The sequence below is a fragment of the Stenotrophomonas sp. 96582_Sma genome, assembly GCF_056480905.1.
On record NZ_CM151122.1, the window covers coordinates 167,120 to 192,700 of the forward strand.

The window sequence follows — 25,581 nt, forward strand, 5'->3', positions numbered from 1 at the left end:
GTTTACGCGCCGCCAGCAAACCCGTGCTGCCGCCACGCTTCGTACATCACCACCGCAACGGTGTTGGAAAGATTGAGGCTGCGGTTGTCCGGCCGCATCGGCAGGCGCAGGCGGCGGCCATCGGGCAAGGCATCGAGCACGTCCTGCGGCAGGCCGCGGCTTTCCGGGCCGAACAGGAAGGCATCACCATCTTCAAAGGCCACGCTGTCGTAGCGCACGCTGGCACGCGTACTCAGGGCAAACAAGCGCTTCGGTGCGATCCGCGCCAGCGCGGTGTCCAGGTCGGGGTGCACCTGCAGGCGCGAGTATTCGTGGTAGTCCAGGCCGGCGCGCTTGAGCTGCTTGTCTTCCAGTGCGAAGCCGAGCGGCTCGACCAGGTGCAGCTGCGCGCCGGTGTTGGCGCAGAGCCGGATCACATTGCCCGTGTTGGGCGGGATTTCCGGTTGGAACAGGATCACGTGGAACTGGGGCGCGGCATTCATCGGCGCAGTGTACCTGCGACGACCGCCGCCTTTACGGCGCACGCCCTGCGCTGGGCAGGGCGGCACCGCTTACGGGCGCAGCAGGACCTGGGCGGTTTCGGTGGCCAGAGCCTGCAGGTCGGCGGCGCTCGGGCGCACCTGCAGGGCCGGCAGGTTGACGATGACCGAGTTGGCGACGTTGGTGGCGGCAGCAGCCAGGGTGGCGGCGTAGCGCTGGGCTTCCATTTCGGCGGCCAGGGCGACGCGCTGTTCCAGGCTCGGGCGCACTTCCACCGAGGCCAGGGTGGTGATCGGCATCGCGGCAGCAACCGGGGCGGCAACGTAGCCGTTGCGCTCGGCCAGCTGGTCGGCGCTCGGGCGCACTTCCACGGTGGCCAGGGTCGGGATGCCGCTGGCCTGTTCCCAGGCCTGCTGGGCCAGCTGGTCGGCGGCCGGGCGGACCTGCACGGTGGCCAGGGTCGGGATGGATTCGGAGGCCTGCACCGACGAAACAACCGCGGTGCCGGCGATCAGGGCGATGGCGATGGCAATGGTCTTGGCGTTCATGACGGGGCCTGTTTAGTGTTGGTGATCAGTGGTGTGGTAGTAAGGTAGTACACCGATTCTGGGCTTGCAAGGAAAATTTTCGGTTTCCTGCATGTGTTCAGTCTTCAGTCAGCTTTCATCTGAAGCCCTTCCTGGCGCAGGAAGTACCAAGCAATCCCCGTGCCAACTTTTAGTTGTTGATTTGCAAGAGTTTTTGTTTGGTCGAGAAGTGTCCGGTAGGCGGACACCTGTCCATTCGATGTGCTGCGGACACTGTCCGGACGGTCCTGGCGGGCGCTTGTGACCGGTCAGGCAGCGCAGATCGGCGCTGCGGATGGGGCACAGGGGCAAACACCCCCAGTGACTGCTGGCCGATTCCTGCCGCTGCGTGCGCAGGCTAGGATCGGGGTTCACCTATGTGACCAAGGATCCGGATATGTCTCTCGCCCTTCGCCCGCGCGCTGCACTGCTGGCCGTCGCCCTCAGCACCGCCCTGGGCACGCTTGTGCCTTCCCATGCGCTGGCGGCCAAGCCGGCCGCACCGGCCAAGGTCGATATCCCGTATGAGCAGTTCACCCTGCCCAACGGCCTGCGCGTGATCGTGCATACCGATCGCAAGGCGCCGATCGTCGCCGTCAACGTCTGGTACCACGTGGGCAGCAAGGACGAACCGGCCGGCCGTACCGGCTTCGCGCACCTGTTCGAACACCTGATGTTCCAGGGCAGCGAAAACCACGACGGCGAATTCTTCGAACCGTTCAAGCAGGTCGGTGCCACCAACCAGAACGGCACCACCAATACCGACCGCACCAACTACTTCGAGAACGTGCCCACCACCGCGCTGGACATGGCGCTGTGGATGGAGTCGGACCGCATGGGCCATCTGGTCGGTGCGATCGACCAGGCGGCGCTGGACGAGCAGCGTGGCGTGGTGCAGAACGAGAAGCGCCAGGGCGAGAACCAGCCCTACGGTCAGGCCTGGGACCAGCTCAACAAGGCGCTGTACCCGGTAGGCCACCCGTATCACCACGGCGTGATCGGTTCGATGAACGATCTGAACGCGGCGTCGCTGGATGACGTGAAGACCTGGTTCCGCACCTGGTACGGCCCGAACAATGCGGTGCTGGTGCTGGCCGGCGACATCGACCTGGCCACTGCCAAGGAAAAGGTCGGCAAGTACTTCGGCAGCATCCCGGCCGGCCCGACCATGGCGCAGCCGGCAGTGAACGTGGCCAAGCGCAACGCCGACACGCGCGAGACGATGACCGACAAGGTGCCGCAGGCGCGCATCTACCGCGCCTGGAACGTGCCGCAGGTCGGCACCACCGATGTCGATCAGCTGCAGCTGTTCGCGCAGGTCCTGGGCGGTGCCAAGTCCTCGCGCCTGAGCCAGCGCCTGCAGCACCAGGACAAGCTGGTGGACAGCATCGCCTCGGGCCTTTCGACCTCGCAGCTGGGTTCGAACTTCGTGATCATGGCGACGGTCAAGCAGGGCCAGGACCCGGCCAAGGTCGAGAAGATCATCGACGAGGAACTGGACCGCCTGATCAAGCAGGGTCCCACCGCGGCCGAGCTGGAGCGCGCCAAGACCGGTGCCCGCGCCGGCTTCATCCGCGGCATCGAGCGCATCGGCGGCTTCGGCGGCAAGGCCGACGCACTGGCCGAGTGCGCGGTGTTCACCGGCGACCCGGGCTGCTTCCGCACCTCGCTGGCCAACATCGAGAAGGCCAGTGCCGCTGATCTGAGCCGGCTGGGCGCGCAGTGGCTGGACAAGGGCAGCCACACCCTGGTGATCGCACCGGGTGAGCGTGTGGCGCTGAAGGAAGACCCGAGCCAGGCACCGAAGCCGTTCAACGTTCCCGCGGTGGACCCCAAGTACAGCTCCCTGCCGGAGCAGGTCGACCGCAAGGCCGGCGTGCCGCAGACCCGCGAGTTCCCGCAGCTGAAGTTCCCGGCGCTGCAGCGCGCCACGCTGAAGAACGGCACCCAGGTGATCCTGGCCGAACGCCACGAGATTCCGGTGGTGCAGTTCAGCTACCAGTTCCCGGGCGGCTTCAGCGCCGACCAGGGCCGCAAGCCGGGCACCGCCAACTTCACCATGAGCCTGATGACCGAAGGCGCCGGCAAGCTCGGCTCGCTGGCCTTCGCCGATGCTGCCGATGCGCTGGGCGCCAGCCTGGATGCCTCGGCCGGCCTGGACTCGATGAGCGTGGACCTGTCGGCACTGAAGGAAAACCTGGCACCGTCGCTGGCGCTGTACCGCGACCTGCTGCGCGAGCCGCGCTTCGAGCAGGGTGAGATCGACCGGGTCAAGGCGACCTGGATCGCCGGCATCCAGCAGGAGAAGGTCAACCCGGGTGCGGTGGCGATGCGCGTGCTGCCGCCACTGCTGTATGGCAAGGGCCACCCGTATGCCATTCCGTTCACCGGCAGTGGCGATGAGGCGGCGATCAGCGGCCTGACCCGCGAAGATCTGGTTGATTTCCACCACGACTGGCTGCGCCCGCAGAACGGCACCCTGATCGTGGTCGGTGATACCACGCTGGCGGAAATCGTGCCGCTGCTGGACAAGCAGCTGGGCGACTGGAAGGCTGCCGGCGATGCCCCGCAGGTGAAGGCGGCGACCGACGTCGCATTGCCGAAGGGCCCGCGTGTGTTCCTGATCGACCAGCCGGGCGCGGTGCAGGCCAACCTGTTCGCCGGCCAGGTGGTCGCGCCGTCCAGCGCCACCAGCTCGACCCGCTTCGATATCGCCAACGGCGTGATCGGTGGCGACTTCACCTCGCGCCTGAACATGAACCTGCGTGAGGACAAGCACTGGTCGTACGGTGCGCGCAGCAGCGCGATCAATTCGGTGGGCCAGCGCCCGTGGATGGCCAGCGCGCCGGTGCAGATCGACAAGACCGGCCCGGCGATGGCGGAAATGCGCAAGGAAATCGCCGCGTTCGCCGACGGCAGCAAGCCGGCCACCGCCGCCGAGGTCAACCGCATCCGCAACATCCAGACCCTGAGCCTGCCCGGTGCCTACGAGACCGCCAGCGCGGTGGCGTCGACCATCGGTTCGATCGTGCAGTTCAAGCGCCCGGATGACTACGTGCTGCGCCGCAAGGCCGAGATCGAGGCGATGACCCCGGCACAGGTGCAGCAGGCCGCCGCCGAGATCAAGCCGCAGGCGCTGACCTGGGTGGTGGTGGGTGACCTCAAGCAGACCGAAGCGGCCGTGCGCGCGCTGAACCTGGGCGAGGTGACGGTGATCGATGCCGAAGGCAACCCGGTCAAGAAGTAAGGCACTACCCGGCCCGCCATGGGGCGGGCCGGCTCCTCCGGTAGTGCCGGCCGCTGGCCGGCAACCTTGCCGTGGTAGTGCCGGCCGCTGCCTGGCAACTCCGTGACCCGAAGGCGGGGTCAGGACCCCCTGCGGGGGATCTGACCCCACCCACCGGCTACCCCCGATTCAGGCTGTTCAGGCAGAATCCCCCCATACCCTTCCAGGATCTGCCCATGCGCGTTCTGCTGCTTTCCTCCCTGCTGCTCACCGTCACCGCCTGTACCTGGGTGCCGATCGAACCGGCCGGCAAGGCGACCCGCGTGCTGCCGGCAGGCCCGGTTCCCGCTGGCTGCATCGCCAAGGGCGAGGTGGTGGTCACCGTGAAGAGCAAGGTCGGCTTCTACAACCGCAACCCGCTGCGTGTGCAGGAAGAGCTGGAAACCCTGGCCCGCAACGAGGCCCCGAGCGCCGGCGCCAACGCCGTACAGGCCGCCGCCGCTCCGGCCGATGGCAGCCAGCGCTTCGCCGCTTTCCAGTGCCCGCCGCGCTGAACGCTTCACCATACGGCCAAGCCTGAATTCGTAAAGATGCGGTGAAGGCCCCGGGGGTTATAGAATAGCGCCCCCTTTTGCCTGAGCCTTGGCGCTAACCTCGATGCTCTTCAAGAATGTCTCGATCGCCGGCCTGGCACACGTTGATGCGCCGCATACGCTGACGACCAAGGAAATCAACGAGCGGCTGCAGCCGACGTTGGATCGCCTCGGTATCCGCACCGACGTGCTCGGCGATATCGCCGGCATCCATGCCCGCCGCCTGTGGGACAACGGCGTGCTTGCGTCCGATGCCGCCACCATGGCCGGCCGCAAGGCGCTGGAAGACGCGGGCATCGATGCGACGCAGGTCGGCCTGCTGGTCAACACCTCGGTCAGCCGCGACTACCTGGAGCCGTCCACGGCCTCCATCGTGTCGGGCAACCTCGGCGTCAGCGACGAGTGCATGACCTTCGACGTCGCCAATGCCTGCCTGGCCTTCATCAACGGCATGGATATCGCGGCGCGCATGATCGAGCGCGGCGACATCGACTACGCGCTGGTGGTGGATGGCGAGACCGCCAACCTGGTGTACGAGAAGACCCTGGAGCGCATGACCGCCCCGGACGTCACCGCCGACGATTTCCGCAACGAGCTGGCCGCCCTGACCACGGGTTCGGGCGCCGCCGCGATGGTGATGGCGCGCTCGGAACTGGTGCCGGATGCGCCGCGCTACAAGGGTGGCGTGACCCGCTCGGCCACCGAGTGGAACCAGCTGTGCCTGGGCAACCTGGACCGCATGGTCACCGACACCCGCCTGCTGCTGATCGAAGGCATCAAGCTGGCGCAGAAGACCTTCAGCGCCGCCAAGATCGCACTCGGCTGGGCTGTGGAAGAACTGGACCAGTTCGTGATCCACCAGGTCAGCCAGCCGCACACCGCCGCGTTCATCAAGAACTTCGGCATCGACCCGAAGAAGGTCATGACCATCTTCGGCGAGCACGGCAACATCGGCCCGGCCTCGGTGCCGATCGTGCTGAGCAAGCTCAAGCAGCTGGGCAAGCTGAAGAAGGGCGATCGCATCGCGCTTCTGGGCATTGGCTCGGGCCTGAACTGCTCGATGGCTGAAGTGGTCTGGTAACAAAGTCACCGCTGACCTGCTGCGCGATTGCCTCGCCAATCGCTCGCGACGGACAGCGATGATCTTCCAAGTGTCCAAGGGCCGGTTCTACCGGCCCTTTCTACAGGTGCGATCCGATGTCCCAGCTTCCCGGTTACCCCGCCCACCCGCAGCGCTTCGAGGTACGCCCCGGCCTGTCGATGAACTATCTCGACGAAGGCCCGCGCGATGGCGAAGTGGTGGTGATGGTGCACGGCAACCCGTCGTGGAGCTATTACTGGCGCACGCTGGTCGCCGGCCTGTCGGACACGTACCGCTGCATCGTGCCGGACCACATCGGCATGGGCCTGTCGGACAAGCCCGATGACAGCCGCTACGAGTACACGCTGCAGTCGCGCGTTGACGACCTCGATGCGCTGCTCAAGCATCTGGGCATAACCGGCCCGGTGACCCTGGCGGTGCACGACTGGGGCGGCATGATCGGTTTCGGCTGGGCGCTGTCGCACCACGACCAGGTCAAGCGCCTGGTGGTGCTCAATACCGCTGCATTCCCGATGCCGGCGGCGAAGAAGATGCCGTGGCAGATCGCGCTGGGCCGCCACTGGAAGATCGGCGAGTGGATCATCCGCACCTTCAACGCGTTCTCCTCCGGTGCCTCGTGGCTGGGCGTGGAGCGGAAGATGCCGGCCGACGTGCGCCGCGCCTACGTGTCGCCGTACAACAGCTGGGCCAACCGCATCAGCACCATCCGCTTCATGCAGGACATCCCGCTGTCGCCGGCCGACAAGGCGTGGTCGCTGCTGGAGCATGCCGGCAAGGCGCTGCCGTCGTTCGCCGACCGGCCGGCCTTCCTCGGCTGGGGCCTGCGCGACTTCGTGTTCGACCACCACTTCCTGAAGGGCTTCCAGGCCGCGCTGCCGCAGGCCCAGGTACATGCGTTCGAGGACGCCGGCCACTACGTGCTGGAAGACAAGCACGAAGTGCTGGTGCCGGAAATCCGCGCGTTCCTGGACAAGAACCCGATCTGAGGTGTGCCGACCAACGGTCGGCACCCACCGGAAGAGGAAATGGGTAGGTGCCGACCGTTGGTCGGCACACCCGAAGGGTTCATGAGGTTGCCGGCCAGCGGCCGGCACTACCACTACGCCGCGATCGGCGCCTGCGGTGACGGGCTGTTGCCGTTGTCGTCCGGGTGGTCGTCGTCGTTGCCCGCTTCGTCGCGCCAGCGCCAGTCGGCCAGGGTCAACGGATCCAGGCCATAGGCAATGCGCGCCTTGTCGCACTGCGGGCTGGCCTTGCCGTACTCCCACGATGCATCCACCTCACGGCACACGCTGGGCCGGTTGGGGTGGATGGTGCAGCGTGAATACACGCCGATCTGCGCATCCAGCGCCACGCAGCGCACCGGCTTGGAGTGGGTGCCGCGCATGCACAGGCGATGCGGGTCCAGCACCTCGGTCAGCTGGTGCGGTACGCCGCCGGGGGTGACCTCGTCCGATTCCATCCAGTGGAAGGCCACGCGGTATTGGGTGCAGCAGGCGCCACAGGTCATGCAGGGATGTTGCATGGGCAAGCCGCCTCGGGCGGCAGTCGGAATCAGGAACGAGGGTGCGGATTTTCCACGAAGTTGGCCGCCGCGCAAGAAATTCCGTAAGCGGCGACAATGAACGGATGAACCGACCCTGCAATATTGCCGCCCGTTTGCCTGAACTGGCGCGTGAACGGCCCGACCAGATCGCCATCCGCTGCCCGGGCCGCCGTGGCGCCGGCAACGGCATGGCCGCCTACGACGTGACGCTGGATTACCGCCAGCTGGACGCCCGCAGCGACGCCATGGCGGCTGGCCTGGCCGGCTACGGGATCGGTCGCGGGGTGCGCACGGTGGTGATGGTGCGGCCGTCGCCGGAGTTCTTCCTGTTGATGTTTGCCCTGTTCAAACTGGGTGCGGTGCCGGTGCTGGTCGACCCGGGCATCGACAAACGCGCACTGAAGCAGTGCCTGGACGAGGCGCAGCCGGAGGCCTTCATCGGCGTTCCGCTGGCACACGTGGCGCGGTTGGTGCTGCGCTGGGCGCCCTCGGCGATCCGCCTGGTCACCGTCGGCCGCCGCCTCGGCTGGGGCGGGACCACGCTGGCCGCGCTGGAGCGCGCCGGTGCCAACGGGGGGGCGATGCTGGCCGCCACCGATGGCGAGGACATGGCCGCGATCCTGTTCACCAGCGGCTCCACCGGCGTGCCCAAGGGCGTGGTCTACCGCCACCGTCATTTCGTCGGCCAGATCCAGCTGCTGGGCAGTGCCTTTGGCATGGAAGCGGGCGGGGTGGACCTGCCGACCTTCCCGCCGTTTGCCTTGTTCGACCCGGCGCTGGGCCTGACCTCGGTGATCCCGGACATGGACCCGACCCGGCCGGCACAGGCCGACCCGGCACGCCTGCATGACGCCATCCAGCGCTTCGGCGTGACCCAGCTGTTTGGCTCGCCTGCGCTGATGCGGGTGCTGGCCCGTCACGGCCGGCCGTTGCCGACGGTGACCCGGGTGACCTCGGCCGGTGCGCCGGTGCCGCCGGATGTGGTCGCCACCATCCGCAGCCTGTTGCCGGCCGATGCGCAGTTCTGGACCCCGTACGGCGCCACCGAGTGCCTGCCGGTGGCGGTGGTGGAAGGCCGCGAGCTGGAGCGCACCCGTGCCGCCACCGAGGCCGGTGCCGGTACCTGCGTGGGCAGCGTGGTTGAACCGAATGAGGTGCGCATCATCGGCATCGATGACGGACCGTTGGCCGACTGGTCGCAGGCGCGCGTGCTGGCCACCGGCGAGGTGGGCGAGATCACCGTGGCCGGACCGACCGCTACCGACAGTTACTTCAACCGCCCGCAGGCCACCGCGGCGGCGAAGATCCGCGAGACCCTGGCCGATGGCAGCACGCGCGTGGTGCACCGCATGGGTGACGTGGGCTACTTCGATGCGCAGGGCCGCCTGTGGTTCTGCGGCCGCAAGACCCATCGCGTGGAAACCGCACGGGGGCCGCTGTACACCGAACAGGTGGAGCCGGTGTTCAATACCGTGCCCGGGGTGGCGCGCACGGCGCTGGTCGGTGTTGGTCCGGCGGGAGCACAGGTGCCGGTGCTGTGCGTGGAGCTGCAGCGTGGCCAGTCAGACAGCCCGGCGCTGCAGGAGGCGCTGCGTGCGCACGCCGCAGCCCGCGCACCGGAGGCCGGCCTGCAGCACTTCCTGGTGCATCCGGCGTTCCCCGTCGATATCCGTCACAACGCCAAGATCGGCCGCGAGAAGCTCGCCGTCTGGGCCAGCGCCGAACTGGAGAAGCGCGCATGAAGATCCTGGTCACCGGTGGTGGTGGTTTCCTTGGCCAGGCGCTGTGCCGTGGGCTGGTCGAACGTGGCCACCAGGTGCTGGCGTTCAACCGCAGCCACTACCCGGAACTGCAGGCCATGGGCGTGGGCCAGATCCGCGGCGATCTGGCCGATGCGCAGGCGGTGCTGCATGCAGTGGCCGGCGTCGATGCGGTATTTCACAACGGCGCCAAGGCCGGCGCCTGGGGCAGCTATGACAGCTACCACCAGGCCAACGTGGTCGGCACCGACAACGTGATCGCCGCCTGCCGCGCGCACGGCATCAGCCGGCTGGTCTACACCTCCACGCCCAGCGTGACCCACCGCGCGACCCACCCGGTGGAAGGCCTGGGGGCTGATGAGGTGCCGTACGGCGAGGACTTCCAGGCGCCGTATGCGGCGACCAAGGCGATTGCCGAACAGCGCGTGCTGGCCGCCAACGATGCCACGCTGGCGACGGTGGCACTGCGCCCGCGCCTGATCTGGGGCCCGGGCGATCAGCAACTGGTGCCACGCCTGGCAGAACGTGCGCGGCAGGGCCGCCTGCGTCTGGTGGGCGATGGCAACAACAAGGTGGATACCACTTACATCGACAACGCCGCGCTCGCGCATTTCCTCGCCTTCGAAGCGTTGGCACCGGGTGCCGCGTGTGCGGGCAAGGCCTACTTCATTTCCAACGGCGAACCGCTGCCCATGCGCGAGCTGGTCAACAAGCTGCTGGCCGCGGTTGGCGCGCCGACGGTGGACAAGGCGATCAGCTTCAAGACCGCCTATCGCATCGGTGCGGTCTGCGAGCGGCTGTGGCCGCTGCTGCGCCTGCGTGGCGAGCCGCCGCTGACCCGCTTCCTGGCCGAGCAGCTGTGCACGCCGCACTGGTACAGCATGGAGCCGGCGCGCCGTGACTTCGGCTACGTGCCGCAGGTCAGCATTGAAGAAGGGCTGCGCAGGCTGAAGGCTTCATCTGCCGCATAGGTCGCCATCACTGGTTGCACACCGCCAGATCGGGAGGATGGACCCACGCCATCCAACGGCCCGGACATCTGCGAGGAGCACCATGCTGCATTACGCCGTTATTTTCTTCGTCATCGCCATCATCGCTGCCGTGCTCGGCTTCTCCGGCATCGCCGGTGCCGCCAGCAACATCGCCTGGATCCTGTTCGTTGTGTTCCTGGTACTGGCAGTGATTTCGATGTTCCGCAAGCGCGGCTAGAAGACCGCTGGGTAGTGCCGGCCGCTGGCCGGCACTGTTCTTTCCGGTGGGTGCCGACCGTCGGTCGGCACGCATCTTTGTAGAGTCGAGCCATGCTCGACTCATGAAAAGCAGTCGAGCATGGCTCGACTCTACAGAGAGCGCCTCTACACGGCGCTGTGCAATCCGCGATCGGCTTCATGGCGCTCCAGCGCCAGTTCGATCAGGCGCGTGATCAGCGTGGTGTAGTCCACACCGCTGGCGCCCCACAGCTTCGGGTACATGCTGATGCGGGTGAAGCCCGGCAGGGTGTTGACCTCGTTGATGACGATGTCGCCGCCTGCGGTGAGGAACACATCCACACGCGCCATGCCCGCACACTCCAGCGCCTGGTAGGCCTGCAGCGCGATCTGCTGGATACGCGCCTGGGTTGCGGCATCGATATCCGCTGGCACCACCACCTCGGCGCCATCCTCGTTGATGTACTTGGTGTCGTAGGCGTAGAACTCGTCGTGCACCACCACCTCGCCGCACAGGCTGGCCTGCGGCTGTTCGTTGCCCAGCACCGCGCACTCGATCTCACGGCCGACCACCGCCGATTCGACCAGCACCTTGTGGTCATAGCGCAGCGCCAATGCAAGTGCCTCGGCGAAGCCCGCCGCATCCTTGACCTTGCTCACACCCACGGACGAACCCTGGTTGGCCGGCTTCACGAACAACGGCAGGCCGAGCTGCGCGATCACCGCATCGACATCAACGTCAGCGGCCTGGTGACGTCGGATGCACAGCCACGGCGCCACCTGCAGGCCAGCGTCGCGCAACAGGCGCTTGGTCACGTCCTTGTCCATCGCCACCGCCGAGCCCAGCACCGGCGAACCGACGAAGGGCAGGTTCGCCATGCGCAGCAGCCCCTGCAGCGCACCGTCCTCGCCCAGCGGCCCGTGCACGATCGGCAGCACCACATCGATCTGGCCCAGCGCGCTGGCCGCATCGGACGGCTGCAGCTGTGCCTGCTCAGCACCCGGGCGTACCGCCAGCGACGTGCCGGACCGATGCAGCGCGATGCGCGACGGATCATCGGCATTGATCAGGAAGGTATCCGGCTGGCTCAGATGCCATTGGCCCTGCTTGTCGATACCGACCAGCACCGGCTCGAAGCGCTCGCGATCAAGCGCATCGAGGATGTTCTTCGCCGACTGCAGCGAAACTTCGTGCTCGGAGGACTTGCCCCCGAAGATGATGCCGACCCGGGTCCGTGCCATGGTGTTGCGATGTCCTGTGCGTTGCGTGGCCGTACAGCATGAACCTTCCATTGCCGCACAGGTGAGGCATAGATGAACCGCCTGACGGTCGGCTCGAGTAGCGGCCAACCCTGGTTGGCACCCCCGGAAATCCAGCGCCGACCAAGGTCGGCATCCACCAACGCGAGATGCCATCAGCATTGGGGTCAGAGCCCGTTGCGCAGCAACGGGATCCGACCCCGGATAGCCTGACAGATCGCAGGAACCTGTCGAAGGTGGGGTGGGTCCGGTTGCGGGGGCGTGAGCCGCATGGGCCCGAGGCATGCCTCGGGCGGGTTGGGCAGGACGCCCAACCCCGGTCTTGCCGTGTGCGCAGGACAGCGCACACGAGCAAGCGGCGACCGAGCTTACAGGGATGTACTTGCAGCGGCCCCCGCAACCGAACCCACCCCGCCTCTCCACAGGAAGCCAGCCTTTGATGTTGCTCTGGCAGTCGCCTCTGCGGGTGCCGGGCGGCAGCCCGGCCCAAGCCCCCCACCCACGCAGGTAGAATGCGCACATGGCTCTCTCCCTGCTCAAGTCCCTCAAGCCGGTCGCTGGCCGCGCCCTGCAGATCGCCCTGAACCGCGCGCTGGCGCTGGATCCGGATACCCGCCATGCACTGGCCAGCCTCGACGGCCGGCACATCGACCTGACCCTGGAAGCGCCGTCGCTGGCCATGCGCATCAGCGTCGACGGTGATGCACTGCGGGTCGGCCCGGTGGACGCGCAGGAAGCCGACCTGGCCGTGCGCAGCAGCCTGGCCGGCGTGCTGGCGCAGCTGCCGCTGCTGGCCAACGCACGGCGCGGCGACAACAACGGCAAGGGTCGCGTGCGCGTGGCCGGTGATGCCGAACTGGCGCGTCGCCTGCAGCAGCTGGCCAAGGGCTTCGACCCGGACTGGCAGCAGCCCTTCGTCAGCGTGTTCGGCGAGGTGCTGGGCGTGCAGGTGGCCAACACCCTGCGCGGTGCCCTTCAGCACGCGCGCCAGGGCGCGATCGACCTGGCCCACAGCGCCGCCGAGTTCATCACCGAGGAATCGCGTGACGTGGTGCCGCGCGCCGAGCTGGATGCCTTCCACGACGATGTGGACGTGCTGCGCGACGACGTCGAACGCCTCGGTGCACGTGTGCAGCGTCTGCGGGGTGCCGCATGAAGGCCGTGCTGCGTGCCAGCCGCATCGGCCGGGTGATCCTGCGTTACCGCCTCGACGACCTGTTGCAGGGCACTCCCGCCGAGCGCTGGCTGCGCCTGGCCAAGCCGTTCGTGCCGCGCGCCTCGGCCGACATCGCCGCTCAGTCGCGCGGTGCACGCCTGCGTCTGGCGCTGCAGGATCTGGGCCCGATCTTCGTCAAGTTCGGCCAGATCCTGTCCACCCGCCGCGACCTGGTGCCGCCGGATGTGGCCAATGAACTGACCCTGCTGCAGGACCGGGTCAAGCCGTTCGATGGTGAGACCGCGCGTCGCATCGTCGAGGAAGCGCTGGGCCTGCCGGTCAGCGAGGCCTTCGCCAGCTTCGATACCGAACCGCTGGCCTCGGCCTCGATCGCGCAGGTGCACGCAGCCACGCTGGCCGATGGCCGCCAGGTGGTGGTCAAGGTGCTGCGCCCGGGCATCGAGAAGCAGATCGACGCCGATATCGCGTTGCTCAATTCGCTGGCTGCCCTGGTCGAGCGCACCCACCCGCGCGCCGACAAGATCCGCCCGCGCGAAGTGGTGGCCGAAGTCGAGAACACCCTGGCTGCCGAGCTGGACCTGCAGCGCGAAGGCGCCAATGCCAGCGTGCTGCGCCGCTTCTGGGAAAACAGCGCCGATCTGTACGTGCCGGAAGTGATCTGGAGCCACACCGCCGAGCGGGCACTGACCCTGGAACGCGTGTGGGGCATCCCGTCCGATGACATCGTCGCACTGGACAAGGCCGGCATCGACCGCAAGGCGCTGGCCGCCAAGGGCGTGCGGGTGTTCTACACCCAGGTGTTCCGCGACAACTTCTTCCACGCCGATGCGCACGCCGGCAACATCTGGGTCGACACCGATCCGGCGCGCCGCGCCAACCCGCGTTTCATCGCGCTGGACTTCGGCATCATGGGCCAGCTCTCGCAGGAAGATCAGTACTACCTGGCCGAGAACTTCATGGCCATCTTCAACCGCGATTACCGCCGCATCGCCGAACTGCACGTGCAGGCGCGCTGGATGCCGGACAACGTGCGCATCGATGACCTCGAGGCCGCCGTGCGTTCGGTGTGCGAGCCGTACTTCACCCGGCCGCTGTCGCAGATCTCGCTGGCCGAAGTGCTGATGAAGCTGTTCCGCGTGGCCCAGCGTTACCAGTTGACCCTGCAGCCGCAGCTGATCCTGCTGCAGAAGACCCTGCTGAACATCGAAGGCGTCGGCCGCCAGCTCGACCCGCAGATCGACATCTGGGCGGTGGCCAAGCCGGTGCTGGCGAAGATCCTGCGCGAGCGTTACAGCCCGCGCCGGGTGGTACGCGAGATCGGCAAGCGCCTGCCGGAAATCATGACCCATGCGCCGGACATGCCGCGCCTGGTGCACGCCTGGCTGACCCAGCAGGTGGAAGGCCGCCACGAACTGTCGATGCGTTCGCGCGACCTGGCCGCACTGGATGCCAGCGTGCAGCGCCTGCAGAAGCATGCGGTCGGCGCGATCACCGGTGTCGGCCTGCTGGCCATCGCTGCACTGATGTATGTGCTGCAGCCGCCGGGCTGGTACTGGGGCGACGTGCCGGCGTGGAGCTGGCTGTCCGGTGCGGTCGGCGCAGTGGCGCTGCTGCGCGCGTGGTGGAAGTAGGCCCCATGCTGCAGGCACTCAAGGACGAACTGATCCGCTTCGGCGCCGACAACGACGCACGCGAAAGCGAGCGCGGCCGACGCATGCTCAACATCACGCCCGACACCGGTGAATTCCTGTCGGTGCTGGTGCGCTTCGGCAACGCTCGCCGGGTGCTGGAAATCGGTACGTCCAACGGCTATTCCACGCTGTGGCTGGCCGAGGCAACCGCCGCCATCGACGGCCACGTGACCACGCTGGAATACGCCGAGAACAAGGTGGCGATGGCGCGTGATACCTTCGCGCGCAGTGGTCTGGCCGATCGCATCACGCTGGTCCACGACGATGCCGGGCTCTGGCTGGCGCAGGCCGCCGATGCCTGCATCGACCTGCTGTTCCTCGATTCGGACCGCGGGCAGTACGCCGGCTGGTGGCCGCAGCTGCGTCGCGTGCTGCGCCCGGGTGGCCTGCTGGTGGTGGACAACGCCACCTCGCATGCGGAAGAGATGCAACCGCTGCGTGCGCTGCTGGACGCTGATCCGGACTTCAGCACCAGCCTGGTGCCGGTGGGCAATGGCGAGCTGCTGGCCGTGCGCAGCGCCTGACCGCTCTACAGGTAGGTGCCAACCTTGGTTGGCACGCTGTTGCCGGCCGCTGGTCGGCAACCGCAGCCATCCGACTGCCCGGAGACAGCCGGCCAGCGGCCGGCTCTACCCCATTCAGTGCCCAGCCCCGATAATCCTGCCGTGAGCACCGAACCCGATACCCTCGCCGCGGTCGAGACCGACACCGCGCCCCTGCAGCTGCTGCACCTGGATGAGCGCCTGGCCGTGGTCAACAAGCCTGCCGGGCTGATGGTCCACGACAGCAAGCTGGCCCGTGGCGAAGACGACTTCCTGGCCGACCGCCTGCGCGAGCAGCTGGGCCGCCCGATCTTCCTCGTGCATCGCCTGGACCGGGCCACCAGTGGCTGCCTGCTGCTGGCCTTCGACCGCGATACCGCCAGTGCGCTGGGCAAGGCCCTGATGGGCGGCGAAGTGCTGAAGGACTACCTGACGGTCTGCCGGGGCTGGCCGGCCGAGCTCGCCTGGCAGGTCGATCATGATCTGGACGGCGGCCCGGGCAAGCCGGTGAAAAAGCCGGCGATCACCGACTTCCAGCGCCTGGCCACCGGCGAGCTGTCGGTGCCGGTCGGTGAATTCACCAGCTCGCGCTACGCACTGCTGCGCTGCCAGCCGCAGACCGGACGCTTCCGGCAGATCCGCCGGCACCTCAAGCACCTCTCGCATCACATGATCGGCGACACCAGCCACGGCGATGGCCGCCACAACCGCATCTTCCGCATGCAGGGCGTGCACCGCATGCTGCTGCACGCCGAGCGCCTGCGCTTCCCGCATCCGGACGGTGGCACGGTGGACGTGCGTGCGCCGTTGGACGGCGGGTTCCAGAAGGCGCTGGACCTGTTCGGCTGGCAGGTGGATACCGATTGACGGTAGTGCCGGCCGCTGGCCGGCATCTGCGCGATTCCATATGTAATGGGGAGCCGGCCAGCGGCCGGCACTACCTCATTTCTTTTCCGGCTCGTTGACGATTGCTTCCAGATCCTTCTGCAGGTCCGCAAACAGCGGCTGCATGCGCGCCTGGATCGCGACCATCACGTTCTGCATCAGCGCCGGGGTCTTGTCCAGCAGGCTCTGGCCGGCCGCGCTCTCGTAGAACTCGGCCATCGCCAACACGTCTTCCTTGCTGAAGGTCTTTTTGTACAGGTCCACGTACATCGGCCGCAGCTGCTGCCAGGACAGGGCCTGGCGCAGGGTCTGGCTGGTCCGCGCCTGGATCCGCTTCAGCTGTTCCTGCTGCTGGGCATTGAGCTGGCGCTGTGCGGCTACCTGCTGGAACTGCTGCTGCTGCATCGCCTCGATCTGCGGCAGCATGGTGTCGATCATGCTCTGCGCGCGCGAGGCCGACAGCAGGCGGTTGATGTCGCCATCGGTCGGCGGCGCGGCCAGGGCCGGAACGCTGGCCACGGCCAGCGCCAGCAGCAGGGCGGCGCGGCGCAGCAGGGACGGCAGGGCGGGTACGGTGCGGGTCATGCGGGGCTTCCTGCAGTACATGGGACGGCCAGCATACCCGCAGCCAAGGCGAAGGCGGCGTGTTCGGTACCTGATCGGCGGCATACGGGGCGCGATGCCGCACTCCGGTGCGTGGCTGCCGCTACAATGCGCGGATGGGCAGTGGACCGGTCACCATCAGCGCGCAGCTTGAAATCCCCGACGGCGAGATCGTCGAGCGGTTCGTGCGTGCCAGTGGCGCCGGTGGCCAGAACGTCAACAAGGTCTCCACCGCGGTGGAACTGCGTTTCGATGTGGCCAACTCGCCCTCGTTGCCCGAACCGTTGCGCGCGCGCCTGCTGGCGCGGCGTGACCGGCGCATGACCGGCGAAGGCGTGCTGGTCATCGACGCGCAACGTTTCCGGACCCAGGATCGCAATCGCGAGGATGCGCGCGATCGGCTGGCGGCCTTCATCCAGGCCGGGCTGAGCGTGCCCAAGCCGCGCAAGGCCACCAAGCCGACCCTCGGGTCGAAACTGCGTCGTCTGGACGCCAAACGCGGGCGCGCGCAGATCAAGCGCGGGCGCTCATCACGTGACTGGGAGTGATTGCTTGAACAACCCGACTTCGTTGCTGCCGGCCGTGCCGCCGCAGATGCCGCAGGTCAAACCCAACGCCTTCCTGCGCTGGCTGGCGCGCTGCACCCTGCGCATGGGCGGCTGGAAGGTGACCGGTACCCTGCCTGACATCCCCAGGCTGGTCTTCATCATCGCCCCGCATTCGTCCAACTGGGACGGCCTGTGGGGCATGGCCGCGAAGATCGCGCTGGGCATGAAGGTGAAGGTGCTGGGCAAGGCATCGCTGTTCTGGTGGCCGCTCGGCCCGCTGCTGCACAAGCTGGGCGTGATCCCGCTGGACCGCAGCTCGCCGCAGGGCACCGTCGGCCAGGCCGTGGACCTGCTGCGCAACAACGAGAAGATGTGGTTCGCCATCACGCCCGAGGGCACCCGCAAGGCCGTGAAGGACTGGAAGGCCGGCTTCCTGAAGATCGCGCGGATGGCCGACGTGCCGATCCTGGCCGCGTATTTCCACTACCCGGAGAAGACCATCGGCATCGGCCCGCTGTTCACGCCGACCGGCGATGACGCCGCCGACATGGCCGCCATCCGCGAGTTCTACCGGCCCTGGATCGGCAAGACCCGCGGTACGGTCTGAGCCGGCCGCAGGCCGCCGCATAGACGCCACGTCCGGCACATGCCGGGCGAGCGCGACAGGAGTAGGGTGGACGGCTGGTATCCCGTACCGTCTGCCCAAGGAGTGTTTTACATGTCGCGTACCGTAGTCCTGGCCGCCGCCATCAGCCTGGCGCTGGCGGCCTGTTCCGGCAAGGAGTCCACCCCCGTGTCCGATGCCCAGAAAGCCCCGGCCCAGCAGCCGGCCGAAGCCTCCACCAATCCGCTGCTGAGCGCCAGCACGCTGCCGTTCCAGGCGCCGCAGTTCGACAAGATCAAGGACAGCGACTACCTGCCGGCGTTCGAAGAAGGCATGCGCCAGCACCTGGCCGACGTGCGCAAGATCGCTGACAGCAGCGAGCCGGCCACCTTCGACAACACCATCGTGGCGATGGAGCGCAGCGGCGAGACGCTGAATCGCGTGTCGCGCATCTTCTTCGGCCTGGTCCAGGCCGATACCAACGATGCGCGCCAGAAGATCCAGGAAGACGTGGCGCCGAAGCTGGCCGCGCACCAGGACGAGATCAACCTCGATCCGAAGCTGTTCGCGCGCGTGAAGTCGCTGTACGACCAGCGTGACACGCTGGAGCTGGACCCGGTGCAGAAGCGCTTGGTCGAGCACTACTACGACGGTCTGGTGCGCGCCGGTGCGCAGCTGTCCGACGCCGACAAGGCGAGCCTGCGCAAGCTCAACGTGGAAGAAACCACCCTTTCCACCCAGTTCCACACCCGTCTGGTGGCCGCCACCGCCGCAGCGGCCGTCGTGGTCGACGACAAGGCCAAGCTGGCCGGCCTGGACGAGAATGCGATCAACAACGCTGCCAACGCCGCCAAGGAGCGCAAGCTGGATGGCAAGTTCCTGCTGCCGTTGCAGAACACCACCCAGCAGCCGGTGCTCGGCTCGCTGAGCGACCGCGACCAGCGCGCCGCCGTGCTGAAGGCTTCGGAAACCCGCGCCGAGCGCGGCGATGCCAACGATACCCGGCAGACCGTACAGCGCCTGGCCCAGCTGCGCGCGCAGAAGGCCAAGCTGCTCGGCTTCGACACCTTCGCCGACTACCAGCTGGGCGACCAGATGGCCAAGACCCCGGCCGCCGCGCTCAAGCTGCTGACCGACACCGTGCCGGCCGCCACCGCCAAGGCGCGCGCCGAGGCCGGCGAGATCCAGAAGGTGATCGACGCGCAGAAGGGTGGTTTCCAGGTCGCTGCCTCGGACTGGGACTTCTACGCCGAGCAGGTGCGCAAGGCCAAGTACGATCTGGACGAGTCGCAGATCAAGCCGTACTTCGAACTGGACAACGTGCTGCAGAACGGCGTCTTCTACGCCGCCACCCAGCTGTACGGCATCACCTTCAAGCCGCGTACCGACATTCCGACCTACAACCCGGACATGAAGGTGTATGAAGTGTTCGACAAGGACGGCACCTCGCTGGCCCTGTTCTACACCGACTACTTCAAGCGTGACAGCAAGTCCGGCGGCGCCTGGATGGACGTGTTCGTCGAGCAGGACGGCCTGACCGGTGCCAAGCCGGTGGTCTACAACGTCTGCAACTTCACCAAGCCGGCCGCCGGCCAGCCTGCGCTGATCAGCTTCGACGACGTGACCACGATGTTCCATGAGTTCGGCCATGCGCTGCATGGCATGTTCTCGAACGTGAAGTACCCGTCGATCGCCGGTACCGCCACCTCGCGTGATTTCGTCGAGTTCCCGTCGCAGTTCAACGAGCACTGGGCGTTGGATCCGAAGGTGTTCGCCAACTACGCCAAGCACTACAAGACCGGCGAGGCGATGCCGCAGGAACTGGTCGACAAGATCCTCAAGGCACGCAGCTTCAACCAGGGCTATGCGACCACCGAGTACCTGTCGGCCGCACTGCTCGACCTGGCCTGGCACACGCAGAAGGCTGACGCCCCGCTACAGGATGTTGGCGCCTTTGAAGCCAGCGCGCTGAAGAAGTTCAAGGTCGACCTGCCGCAGGTGCCGCCGCGTTACCGCACCACCTACTTCGATCACATCTGGGGTGGCGGTTACTCGGCCGGTTACTACGCCTACTTCTGGGCCGAAGTGCTGGACCATGACGCCTACCAGTGGTTCACCGAACACGGTGGCCTGACCGCGGCCAACGGCCAGGAGTTCCGCGACAAGATCCTCTCGCGCGGCAACAGCGTGGAGCTGTCGACCCTGTACCGCGATTTCCGCGGCAAGGACCCGTCGGTGGAACCGCTGCTGAAGTTCCGCGGGCTGAAATAAGAAAGCGAAAACGGCGGGGGCAACCCCGCCGTTTTTCTTTTCTGTAGCGTCGAGCTTGCTCGACATTCTTCTGTAGAGCCGAGCCTACGCTCGGCTGCGATTCCCGCCCTTGTAGAGCCGAGCCATGCTCGGCTGCCTTTCGATGAAAAACCAGTCGAGCATGGCTCGACTCTACAAACAACGTTACGTCCCCACGTGCACCCGGTTCGCCTGCTCGGCCAGGCCCAGGTGATCCAGCGCGATATCCAGCGCCAGCACATAGCTCTGCGCGCCGTAACCAGCGGCGATGCCCAGGCGCTGGCCGACACCGGCCGGCAGGCACGGCTCGGCCACTGCACCGTCGTCATGCACTTCCACATAGGCGTTGTGCAGGTAGGGCAGCAGGCGCTGCAGGCGCAGGCTGTTGGCACACGCACCCGGATCCAGCAGGGTCACCTCGCCGCGACTGTGGTCGGCCACGCGCAGCGCGTCCAGCAGTTCCTGTTCCGAACCACAGGCACGGATCGCCACGCTGGTGCCGGCGTCGATCGCACGATGCACCAGTGACTTGAGTACCGGTGCCGGCAACGGCATTGCCGTGCGGATCAGCGCACCGGCCGCTTCCGGGCCACGGATGATGAAGATCGACATGGCTCAGCCCTCCTGTGCCAGACGGCGGCCGACAATGGCCAGCGACAATGGATACCCCGCCTGCTGGCTGCGCTGGTCCACCACCACCGCAGCAGGACCATGCTGCAGGCGCAGGCGCGCATCCAGGCCGGGTTCGCTGGGTGACTGCAGTTCGATGTACTGCGCCGGCAACCGTTCCAGCGCCGCCTGCAGCGCGCCGCCCTCGGCCTGCCATTGCGCCTCGTCGGCCACGCCGACATCCAGCAGCACCCAGTCGGCCGAGCGCGCCTGCGGCTGGCACAGGCACTGGCGCACTTCAGACAGGCTGGCGCAGTCGCTGCACAGCACGCGATGGCCGGCCAGCTGCGCCGGCAGCTGCGGACGCGGCGCCGACGAAGATGCGTGGCGGATCACCAGGAGGGTCATACAACACCTTGCGGAATGCGCCCTGTGGCGCGGTGGGCACACGATGCGCGCGGTGGCCGTAAAGGTGCGATGCCCGCGCCCGGGCCGGGGCGTAAAACCTGCGTAACCCGTGTCCGGCGCTACCGGGAACCTCCTGCGCCCGGATGTGGTCTGATAGCGCTACCACTTGCTCGGAGCCTGTCATGGATGCTGTTGCCCGCCCCCCGTTTTCCGAACGCGCGCTGGTCTGGCTGAAGAAGGAGGCGCTGCCGTTGCTGGTGATGCTTGGCCTGCTCGCCGCCGCCCGCGATACCCTCGCCAACCACTACGTGGTGCCCAGCGGCTCGATGCAGCCGACCCTGCAGCCCGGCGACCGGGTGGTGGTGGACATGCGCGCCTATGGCCTGCGCCTGCCGTTTACCGGCAAGGAACTGATGGCGACCGGCACCCCGCAGCGCGGCGAAGTGGCGGTATTCGACTCGCCGGCCGACGGCACCCGCCTGATCAAGCGCGTGGCTGCAGTGGCCGGTGATCATGTGCAGCTGCGCGAAGGCCATCTGAGCATCAACGGCCAGCCGCTGCAGACCGCCGACCTGCAGGATGTGGAAGCCTTCGGTGAACGCCGTGCCAGCCTCGATCTGGACATGGGGGGCGGCCCGGACATCGCCGACCTGGTGGTACCGGCCGGCAAGGTGCTGGTGTTGGGTGACCACCGTGGCAACAGCTTCGATGGCCGCTTCTTCGGCTTCGTAGATGCCGACAAGGTCTACGGCCGTGCGGTGGCGGTGTACTACCGCCGCGGCGATGGCTTCGAATGGCAGCGCCTGTAAGCTGAATTGATACTTTTGGGGTATCAATCCTGACCTATCAGGTTATGGATCGACTGGATGGACGGGCCTAGTCTGAGGCCCGTTCCCTCCCACCCCCGGCCGCCCCACCGGCCCATCGATCCCATGACTGGCGAAACCGCGGCGGCCGTCGAACGCCGCCCCCCCACTGTCGATCCCATCGCCGAGACCCGCATCCAGCAGGGCACGCCAGCCTTCCGCCGCACCGCGCTGGCGCTGTTCCTGGCCGGCTTTTCCACCTTCGGCCTGCTGTACACCGTGCAGCCGCTGCTGCCCGAGTTCAGCCGTCACTTCGGCGTGTCCGCCGCCGGCAGCGCGATGTCGCTGTCGTTGACCACCGGCACGCTGGCGGTGGCGATGCTGCTGGCCGGCCTGCTGTCCGATGCGGTCGGCCGCCGTCCTTTGATGATCGTCGCGCTGTTGGCCTCGGCCACGCTGTCGCTGTGCACCGCGCTGGTGGATGACTGGACCACGCTGCTGGTGCTGCGCACGCTGCTCGGCCTGGCGTTGAGCGGCGTGCCGGCAGTGGCGATGACCTACCTTGTCGAGGAAATGGACGGCCGCGCGCTGGGCCTGGCGATGGGCCTGTACATCGGCGGCAACGCCATCGGTGGCATGAGCGGGCGCCTGCTGGCCGGCATCATCGCCGACCATTGGGGCTGGCGATGGGGCATCGGCGTGGTTTCGATCATCGCCATCGCCAGTACCGTGCTGTTGTGGCTGCAGCTGCCACCGTCGCGGCACTTCCATGCACGTCGCGGCGGCCTGCGCCAGTTGCCATCACGCTGGCGCACGCTGTTCGCCGACCCGGGCCTGCCGTGGCTGTTCGCCACCTCGTTCGTGCTGATGGGCGTGTTCGTCACCCTCTACAACTACCTCGGGTATCACCTGCTGGCGCCGCCGTACCACCTCAGCCAGACCGTGGTGGGGCTGATCTTCAGCGTGTACCTGGTGGGCACCTTCAGTTCGGCGTGGATGGGCCAGCAGGCGACGCGTTACGGGCGCGGGCGCATCCTGTCGATCTCGTTCGCACTGATTGGTGCCGGCATCGCGCTGTTGGCGATGCCGTGGCTGAGCACGATGGCACTCGGTATCGCGCTGGTGACGTTCGGCTTCTTCGGCGGTCACTCCGTGGCCAGCAGCTGGGTCGGCAGCCGCGCCGGTGCGATGCGCGCCGAAGCCTCGGCGCTGTACCTGTTCGCCTACTACCTGGGTTCGAGCGTGCTCGGTGGTGTGGGTGGCCTGGTCTATGCAGCGTGGGACTGGCTGGGCGTGTGCCTGTTCGCCGCCGTGCTGACCGTGATCGGCGGTGGCATCGTCTGGGCGCTGCAGCAGCGCGCGCCGCAGCCGGTGACGGCGTGAACCTGCTCTGGTAGATGCCGACCTTGGTCGGCGCCGTGGCCGTGGGCCAACCAAGGTTGGCCGCTACCGGGTGGGTTGCACCTCACCCTTCGGCGAACGCCTCACGCAACAGCCCGGCGAAGTTGCGGATAAGCGGCGTCACACCCTCGCGGCGCCAGGCCAGCTGCACTTCCGAATGCGCCCCGGTATCGGCCATCGCCACGAAGCGCGCGCCTTCCACCCGGATGTGGTCGCACGACGACGGCAGGATCGCTGCGCCCAGGCCTGCGGCGGCCAGACTGATCAGCGTCGATGCCTCGCCCGCCTCCTGCACGATGCGCGGGGTGAATCCCGCCGCCGCACACAGCGCGATCATGTGGTCGTGGATGCCGGCACCGGCACTGCGGCGGAACGCCACGAACGGTTCCTGCGCGAAGTCGCGCAGCGACAACGTGCCCTGCTTCGACAGTCTGCGCAGGGCAGGATGGTCGGCATGCACGATCAACGCCAGCGGATCGACGAACAGGCTGTGCGCCACCAGTTCCGGCGGCAGCGCACGCTTGCGGATGATGCCCACGTCCAGGCTGCCATCGAGCAGCGCATCGATCTGCTGCAGGGTATTCATCTCACTCAGCTGCAGCCGCACCTGCGGGAACTGCTGGCGGTAGCGCAGGATCGACCGCGGAATCTGCGGTGACAGCGGCGTGGCGCGGGTCAATCCGATGCGCAGCTCACCCTGCTCACCGCGCTGCGCACGCTGTACCTCGTCCACCGCCGTTTCCACCTGCTGCACGATGGCCCGTGCACGTTCCTGCAGCAGCTCGCCCGCCGGCGTCAGCTGCACACGACGGTGGCTGCGTACGAACAGGCGCGCACCGATCAGGTCTTCCAGCTGGCGGATCTGCTGGCTGAGCGGCGGCTGCGACATGCCCAGCCGCTCCGCCGCCTGTCCGAAGTGCAGCGTATCGGCAACGGCGAGGAAGTAACGCAGATGGCGGAGTTCGATGGACATGGGTCCAGTCTAGCCAGACCGGCACCGGGCTTGTCGCCTTCTTCGATCGCTTTTCCGCCAGTCGAGCATGGCTTGTATGTTCCTCCCGGCTCCTACGCGGTATGTAGGAGCCAGGGTGGAGGGACCGTCAAGCATGCATCTGCGGATACTAGCCGACAGACGAGTCGAGCGATCCCCATCCCGCACACGAACGTCGATAAAGGATCGTACGGCCCCCAAAGGGGATCGTCGATGTAGGCAAGCTAACGTCGGTGCGGTACCACCCCAGCCCCTTAAAGATAGCTGGGAGCCGTACAAATGTCTGATTCTCTCGATATTGGCGTGGACGTGGACTCCAAGGAGTTCGTACCGGCAGTGGCCGACCGCAAGGCCGGCGACAGGATCGCCAACACCCGGGCCGGCATAGCCCAGTGGCTCAACACCTTGCCCCAGCGATGCCGGATTGGCATGGAGGCGACGGGGCGGTACTACGAGTTGTTGGCTCGGATGGCTGGCCAAGCAGGCCACGTTGTCTATGTGATCAATCCACGTCTGATCAAGTACTACGGCCGGGCGACGGGCTCGCGTGGCAAGACGGACGCCATGGACGCCGAAGCGATCGCCCGGTACGTGAAGAAGGAGAACGATCGCCTGCGTGAATACGTACCGCGTACCGACGAGCAGCAACAGATGCACGATTTGCTGCGCAAGCGGCAGACGCTGGTAAAGACACGCGCGCGGCTGGAGCAATCCTTCGGGGTAAGCAAAAGTGCCCCCGGGGAGCTGTCAGATCTGTTCTGCGCTCTGGCTGGGACGCTGTCCGAGCTGGAAAGCGAACTGCAGCGCTTGGGTCGCGATGGAGAGCATGGCACGCTCTACAAGCGCCTGTTGACCATCCCTGGTATCGGCCCCGCCGTCGCCGCTCACCTGATTTACTACATGACGCGCTGGCCGTTGGCCAACGCCAACGCGTGGATCGCCTGCACGGGCCTGGATCCCCGGCCCAACGAGTCTGGCGGCAGAACGGGACGGCGTCGGCTGTCCAAACAGGGCGCGCCAGTGCTGCGCCAGATGCTCTACATGGCCGCAATGGGGCTCAAGCGGTGTCGTCGGGGGCAACCGCTCTACGACGAGCTGTCAAAACGCGGTCACCCCAGCACCGCCGTCTTCAACATCCTGGCCAGAAAGCTGGCCAGGATCGCCTGGGGTGTCTTCAAAAGCGGCCGGGACTTCGATCCGGCCATGCTGAAGGTGGGTCAAGCCTGCTTCCAGCAGGCTTGACCACGAACATAGGATCTCGACTCTACAAAATCCGGTTTCGATCA

The 25,581-nt window shown here is 67.0% G+C and carries 25 protein-coding genes; 17 read left to right on the plus strand and 8 right to left on the minus strand.

Features of this window, described 5'->3' with window-relative positions; genetic code table 11:
* Positions 1–2: 2 nt before the first annotated feature.
* Positions 3–482 carry a tRNA (cytidine(34)-2'-O)-methyltransferase gene (locus ACZK2R_RS00715; protein ID WP_005407625.1) on the minus strand — a complete coding sequence of 160 codons (480 nt, stop codon included), beginning with the start codon at positions 480–482 and terminating at the stop codon, positions 3–5.
* Between the two features lie 69 nt (positions 483–551).
* Positions 552–1,028 carry an XAC0231 family protein gene (locus tag ACZK2R_RS00720; RefSeq protein ID WP_125893093.1) on the minus strand — a complete coding sequence of 159 codons (477 nt, stop codon included), beginning with the start codon at positions 1,026–1,028 and terminating at the stop codon, positions 552–554.
* Between the two features lie 415 nt (positions 1,029–1,443).
* Between ACZK2R_RS00720 and ACZK2R_RS00725 the strand changes: the two genes are divergently transcribed.
* The 4 genes from ACZK2R_RS00725 (at position 1,444) to ACZK2R_RS00740 (ending at position 6,953) form a co-directional block, all read left to right on the plus strand.
* A complete protein-coding gene (locus ACZK2R_RS00725; RefSeq protein ID WP_180837893.1) occupies positions 1,444–4,293 on the plus strand; it encodes a M16 family metallopeptidase in 2,850 nt (949 codons plus the stop codon).
* Between the two features lie 215 nt (positions 4,294–4,508).
* A complete protein-coding gene (locus ACZK2R_RS00730) occupies positions 4,509–4,826 on the plus strand; it encodes a DUF4156 domain-containing protein (protein ID WP_005407628.1) in 318 nt (105 codons plus the stop codon).
* 103 nt (positions 4,827–4,929) lie between these two features.
* Positions 4,930–5,946 carry a 3-oxoacyl-ACP synthase III gene (locus ACZK2R_RS00735; protein WP_107431623.1) on the plus strand — a complete coding sequence of 339 codons (1,017 nt, stop codon included), beginning with the start codon at positions 4,930–4,932 and terminating at the stop codon, positions 5,944–5,946.
* Positions 5,947–6,062: 116 nt separating this feature from the next.
* Positions 6,063–6,953: an alpha/beta fold hydrolase gene (locus ACZK2R_RS00740; protein WP_180837894.1), complete on the plus strand. Its 891-nt coding sequence runs from the start codon at positions 6,063–6,065 to the stop codon at positions 6,951–6,953.
* Between the two features lie 113 nt (positions 6,954–7,066).
* Here ACZK2R_RS00740 and ACZK2R_RS00745 read toward each other — a convergent pair whose 3' ends face one another.
* The gene (locus ACZK2R_RS00745; RefSeq protein ID WP_004135417.1) at positions 7,067–7,492 is read right to left on the minus strand and encodes a YkgJ family cysteine cluster protein; all 426 of its coding nucleotides are present in this window, start codon (positions 7,490–7,492) and stop codon (positions 7,067–7,069) included.
* 104 nt (positions 7,493–7,596) lie between these two features.
* Here ACZK2R_RS00745 and oleC point away from each other — a divergent pair, with 104 nt between their 5' ends.
* The 3 genes from oleC (at position 7,597) to ACZK2R_RS00760 (ending at position 10,482) form a co-directional block, all read left to right on the plus strand.
* Positions 7,597–9,255, plus strand: a complete 1,659-nt coding sequence (gene oleC, locus ACZK2R_RS00750) for an olefin beta-lactone synthetase (RefSeq protein WP_180837895.1) — start codon at positions 7,597–7,599, stop codon at positions 9,253–9,255.
* Positions 9,252–10,244 (plus strand): 2-alkyl-3-oxoalkanoate reductase, encoded by a 993-nt coding sequence (oleD, locus tag ACZK2R_RS00755; protein WP_100435560.1) that lies wholly within the window; start codon positions 9,252–9,254, stop codon positions 10,242–10,244. Before oleC ends, oleD begins: the two co-directional genes overlap by 4 nt.
* An 82-nt stretch (positions 10,245–10,326) precedes the next feature.
* The gene (locus ACZK2R_RS00760) at positions 10,327–10,482 is read left to right on the plus strand and encodes a DUF1328 domain-containing protein (protein WP_004153593.1); all 156 of its coding nucleotides are present in this window, start codon (positions 10,327–10,329) and stop codon (positions 10,480–10,482) included.
* A gap of 146 nt (positions 10,483–10,628) precedes the next feature.
* On the opposite strand, the gene ddlA is transcribed toward ACZK2R_RS00760, so the two are convergent.
* Positions 10,629–11,723: a D-alanine--D-alanine ligase gene (ddlA, locus tag ACZK2R_RS00765; protein WP_180837896.1), complete on the minus strand. Its 1,095-nt coding sequence runs from the start codon at positions 11,721–11,723 to the stop codon at positions 10,629–10,631.
* 538 nt (positions 11,724–12,261) lie between these two features.
* On the opposite strand from ddlA, the gene ACZK2R_RS00770 reads away from it, so the two are divergent.
* The 4 genes from ACZK2R_RS00770 (at position 12,262) to ACZK2R_RS00785 (ending at position 16,018) form a co-directional block, all read left to right on the plus strand.
* Positions 12,262–12,897, plus strand: a complete 636-nt coding sequence (locus tag ACZK2R_RS00770; protein WP_132808782.1) for a ubiquinone biosynthesis accessory factor UbiJ — start codon at positions 12,262–12,264, stop codon at positions 12,895–12,897.
* On the plus strand, positions 12,894–14,549 hold the full coding sequence (ubiB, locus tag ACZK2R_RS00775; RefSeq protein WP_180837897.1) for a ubiquinone biosynthesis regulatory protein kinase UbiB: 1,656 nt from the start codon (positions 12,894–12,896) through the stop codon (positions 14,547–14,549). The genes ACZK2R_RS00770 and ubiB overlap by 4 nt, the downstream gene beginning before the upstream one ends.
* A 5-nt stretch (positions 14,550–14,554) precedes the next feature.
* Positions 14,555–15,133, plus strand: coding sequence for an O-methyltransferase (locus ACZK2R_RS00780; protein ID WP_180837898.1), 579 nt, complete (start codon positions 14,555–14,557; stop codon positions 15,131–15,133).
* A 117-nt stretch (positions 15,134–15,250) separates the two neighbouring features.
* The gene (locus ACZK2R_RS00785) at positions 15,251–16,018 is read left to right on the plus strand and encodes a pseudouridine synthase (protein ID WP_428999598.1); all 768 of its coding nucleotides are present in this window, start codon (positions 15,251–15,253) and stop codon (positions 16,016–16,018) included.
* Positions 16,019–16,093: 75 nt separating this feature from the next.
* Here ACZK2R_RS00785 and ACZK2R_RS00790 read toward each other — a convergent pair whose 3' ends face one another.
* Positions 16,094–16,621, minus strand: a complete 528-nt coding sequence (locus ACZK2R_RS00790; RefSeq protein ID WP_125895907.1) for a DUF2059 domain-containing protein — start codon at positions 16,619–16,621, stop codon at positions 16,094–16,096.
* 134 nt (positions 16,622–16,755) lie between these two features.
* Here ACZK2R_RS00790 and arfB point away from each other — a divergent pair, with 134 nt between their 5' ends.
* The 3 genes from arfB to dcp all read left to right on the plus strand — a co-directional run bounded on the left by arfB (position 16,756) and on the right by dcp (position 20,062).
* Positions 16,756–17,187, plus strand: a complete 432-nt coding sequence (gene arfB, locus ACZK2R_RS00795) for an alternative ribosome rescue aminoacyl-tRNA hydrolase ArfB (RefSeq protein WP_032130467.1) — start codon at positions 16,756–16,758, stop codon at positions 17,185–17,187.
* A 46-nt stretch (positions 17,188–17,233) separates the two neighbouring features.
* Positions 17,234–17,794, plus strand: coding sequence for a lysophospholipid acyltransferase family protein (locus ACZK2R_RS00800; RefSeq protein WP_223276957.1), 561 nt, complete (start codon positions 17,234–17,236; stop codon positions 17,792–17,794).
* 111 nt (positions 17,795–17,905) lie between these two features.
* Positions 17,906–20,062: a peptidyl-dipeptidase Dcp gene (dcp, locus tag ACZK2R_RS00805; RefSeq protein ID WP_180837899.1), complete on the plus strand. Its 2,157-nt coding sequence runs from the start codon at positions 17,906–17,908 to the stop codon at positions 20,060–20,062.
* Positions 20,063–20,245: 183 nt separating this feature from the next.
* Here dcp and ACZK2R_RS00810 read toward each other — a convergent pair whose 3' ends face one another.
* Together ACZK2R_RS00810 and ACZK2R_RS00815 are read right to left on the minus strand one after the other, a co-directional pair.
* Positions 20,246–20,692, minus strand: a complete 447-nt coding sequence (locus ACZK2R_RS00810; protein ID WP_004153636.1) for a 3-dehydroquinate dehydratase — start codon at positions 20,690–20,692, stop codon at positions 20,246–20,248.
* A gap of 3 nt (positions 20,693–20,695) precedes the next feature.
* Positions 20,696–21,097: a hypothetical protein gene (locus ACZK2R_RS00815; protein WP_021203742.1), complete on the minus strand. Its 402-nt coding sequence runs from the start codon at positions 21,095–21,097 to the stop codon at positions 20,696–20,698.
* Positions 21,098–21,279: 182 nt separating this feature from the next.
* Between ACZK2R_RS00815 and lepB the strand changes: the two genes are divergently transcribed.
* Both lepB and ACZK2R_RS00825 read left to right on the plus strand, forming a co-directional pair.
* The gene (gene lepB / locus ACZK2R_RS00820; protein WP_180837900.1) at positions 21,280–21,906 is read left to right on the plus strand and encodes a signal peptidase I; all 627 of its coding nucleotides are present in this window, start codon (positions 21,280–21,282) and stop codon (positions 21,904–21,906) included.
* Between the two features lie 123 nt (positions 21,907–22,029).
* Positions 22,030–23,286 (plus strand): MFS transporter, encoded by a 1,257-nt coding sequence (locus ACZK2R_RS00825; RefSeq protein ID WP_180837901.1) that lies wholly within the window; start codon positions 22,030–22,032, stop codon positions 23,284–23,286.
* 82 nt (positions 23,287–23,368) lie between these two features.
* Here the strand turns inward: ACZK2R_RS00825 and ACZK2R_RS00830 are convergent, their stop codons facing one another.
* A complete protein-coding gene (locus ACZK2R_RS00830; RefSeq protein WP_180837902.1) occupies positions 23,369–24,277 on the minus strand; it encodes a LysR family transcriptional regulator in 909 nt (302 codons plus the stop codon).
* Positions 24,278–24,574: 297 nt separating this feature from the next.
* On the opposite strand from ACZK2R_RS00830, the gene ACZK2R_RS00835 reads away from it, so the two are divergent.
* Entirely contained in the window at positions 24,575–25,537 is a 963-nt protein-coding gene (locus tag ACZK2R_RS00835; protein ID WP_478453501.1) for an IS110 family transposase, read from the plus strand.
* Positions 25,538–25,581 lie beyond the last annotated feature (44 nt).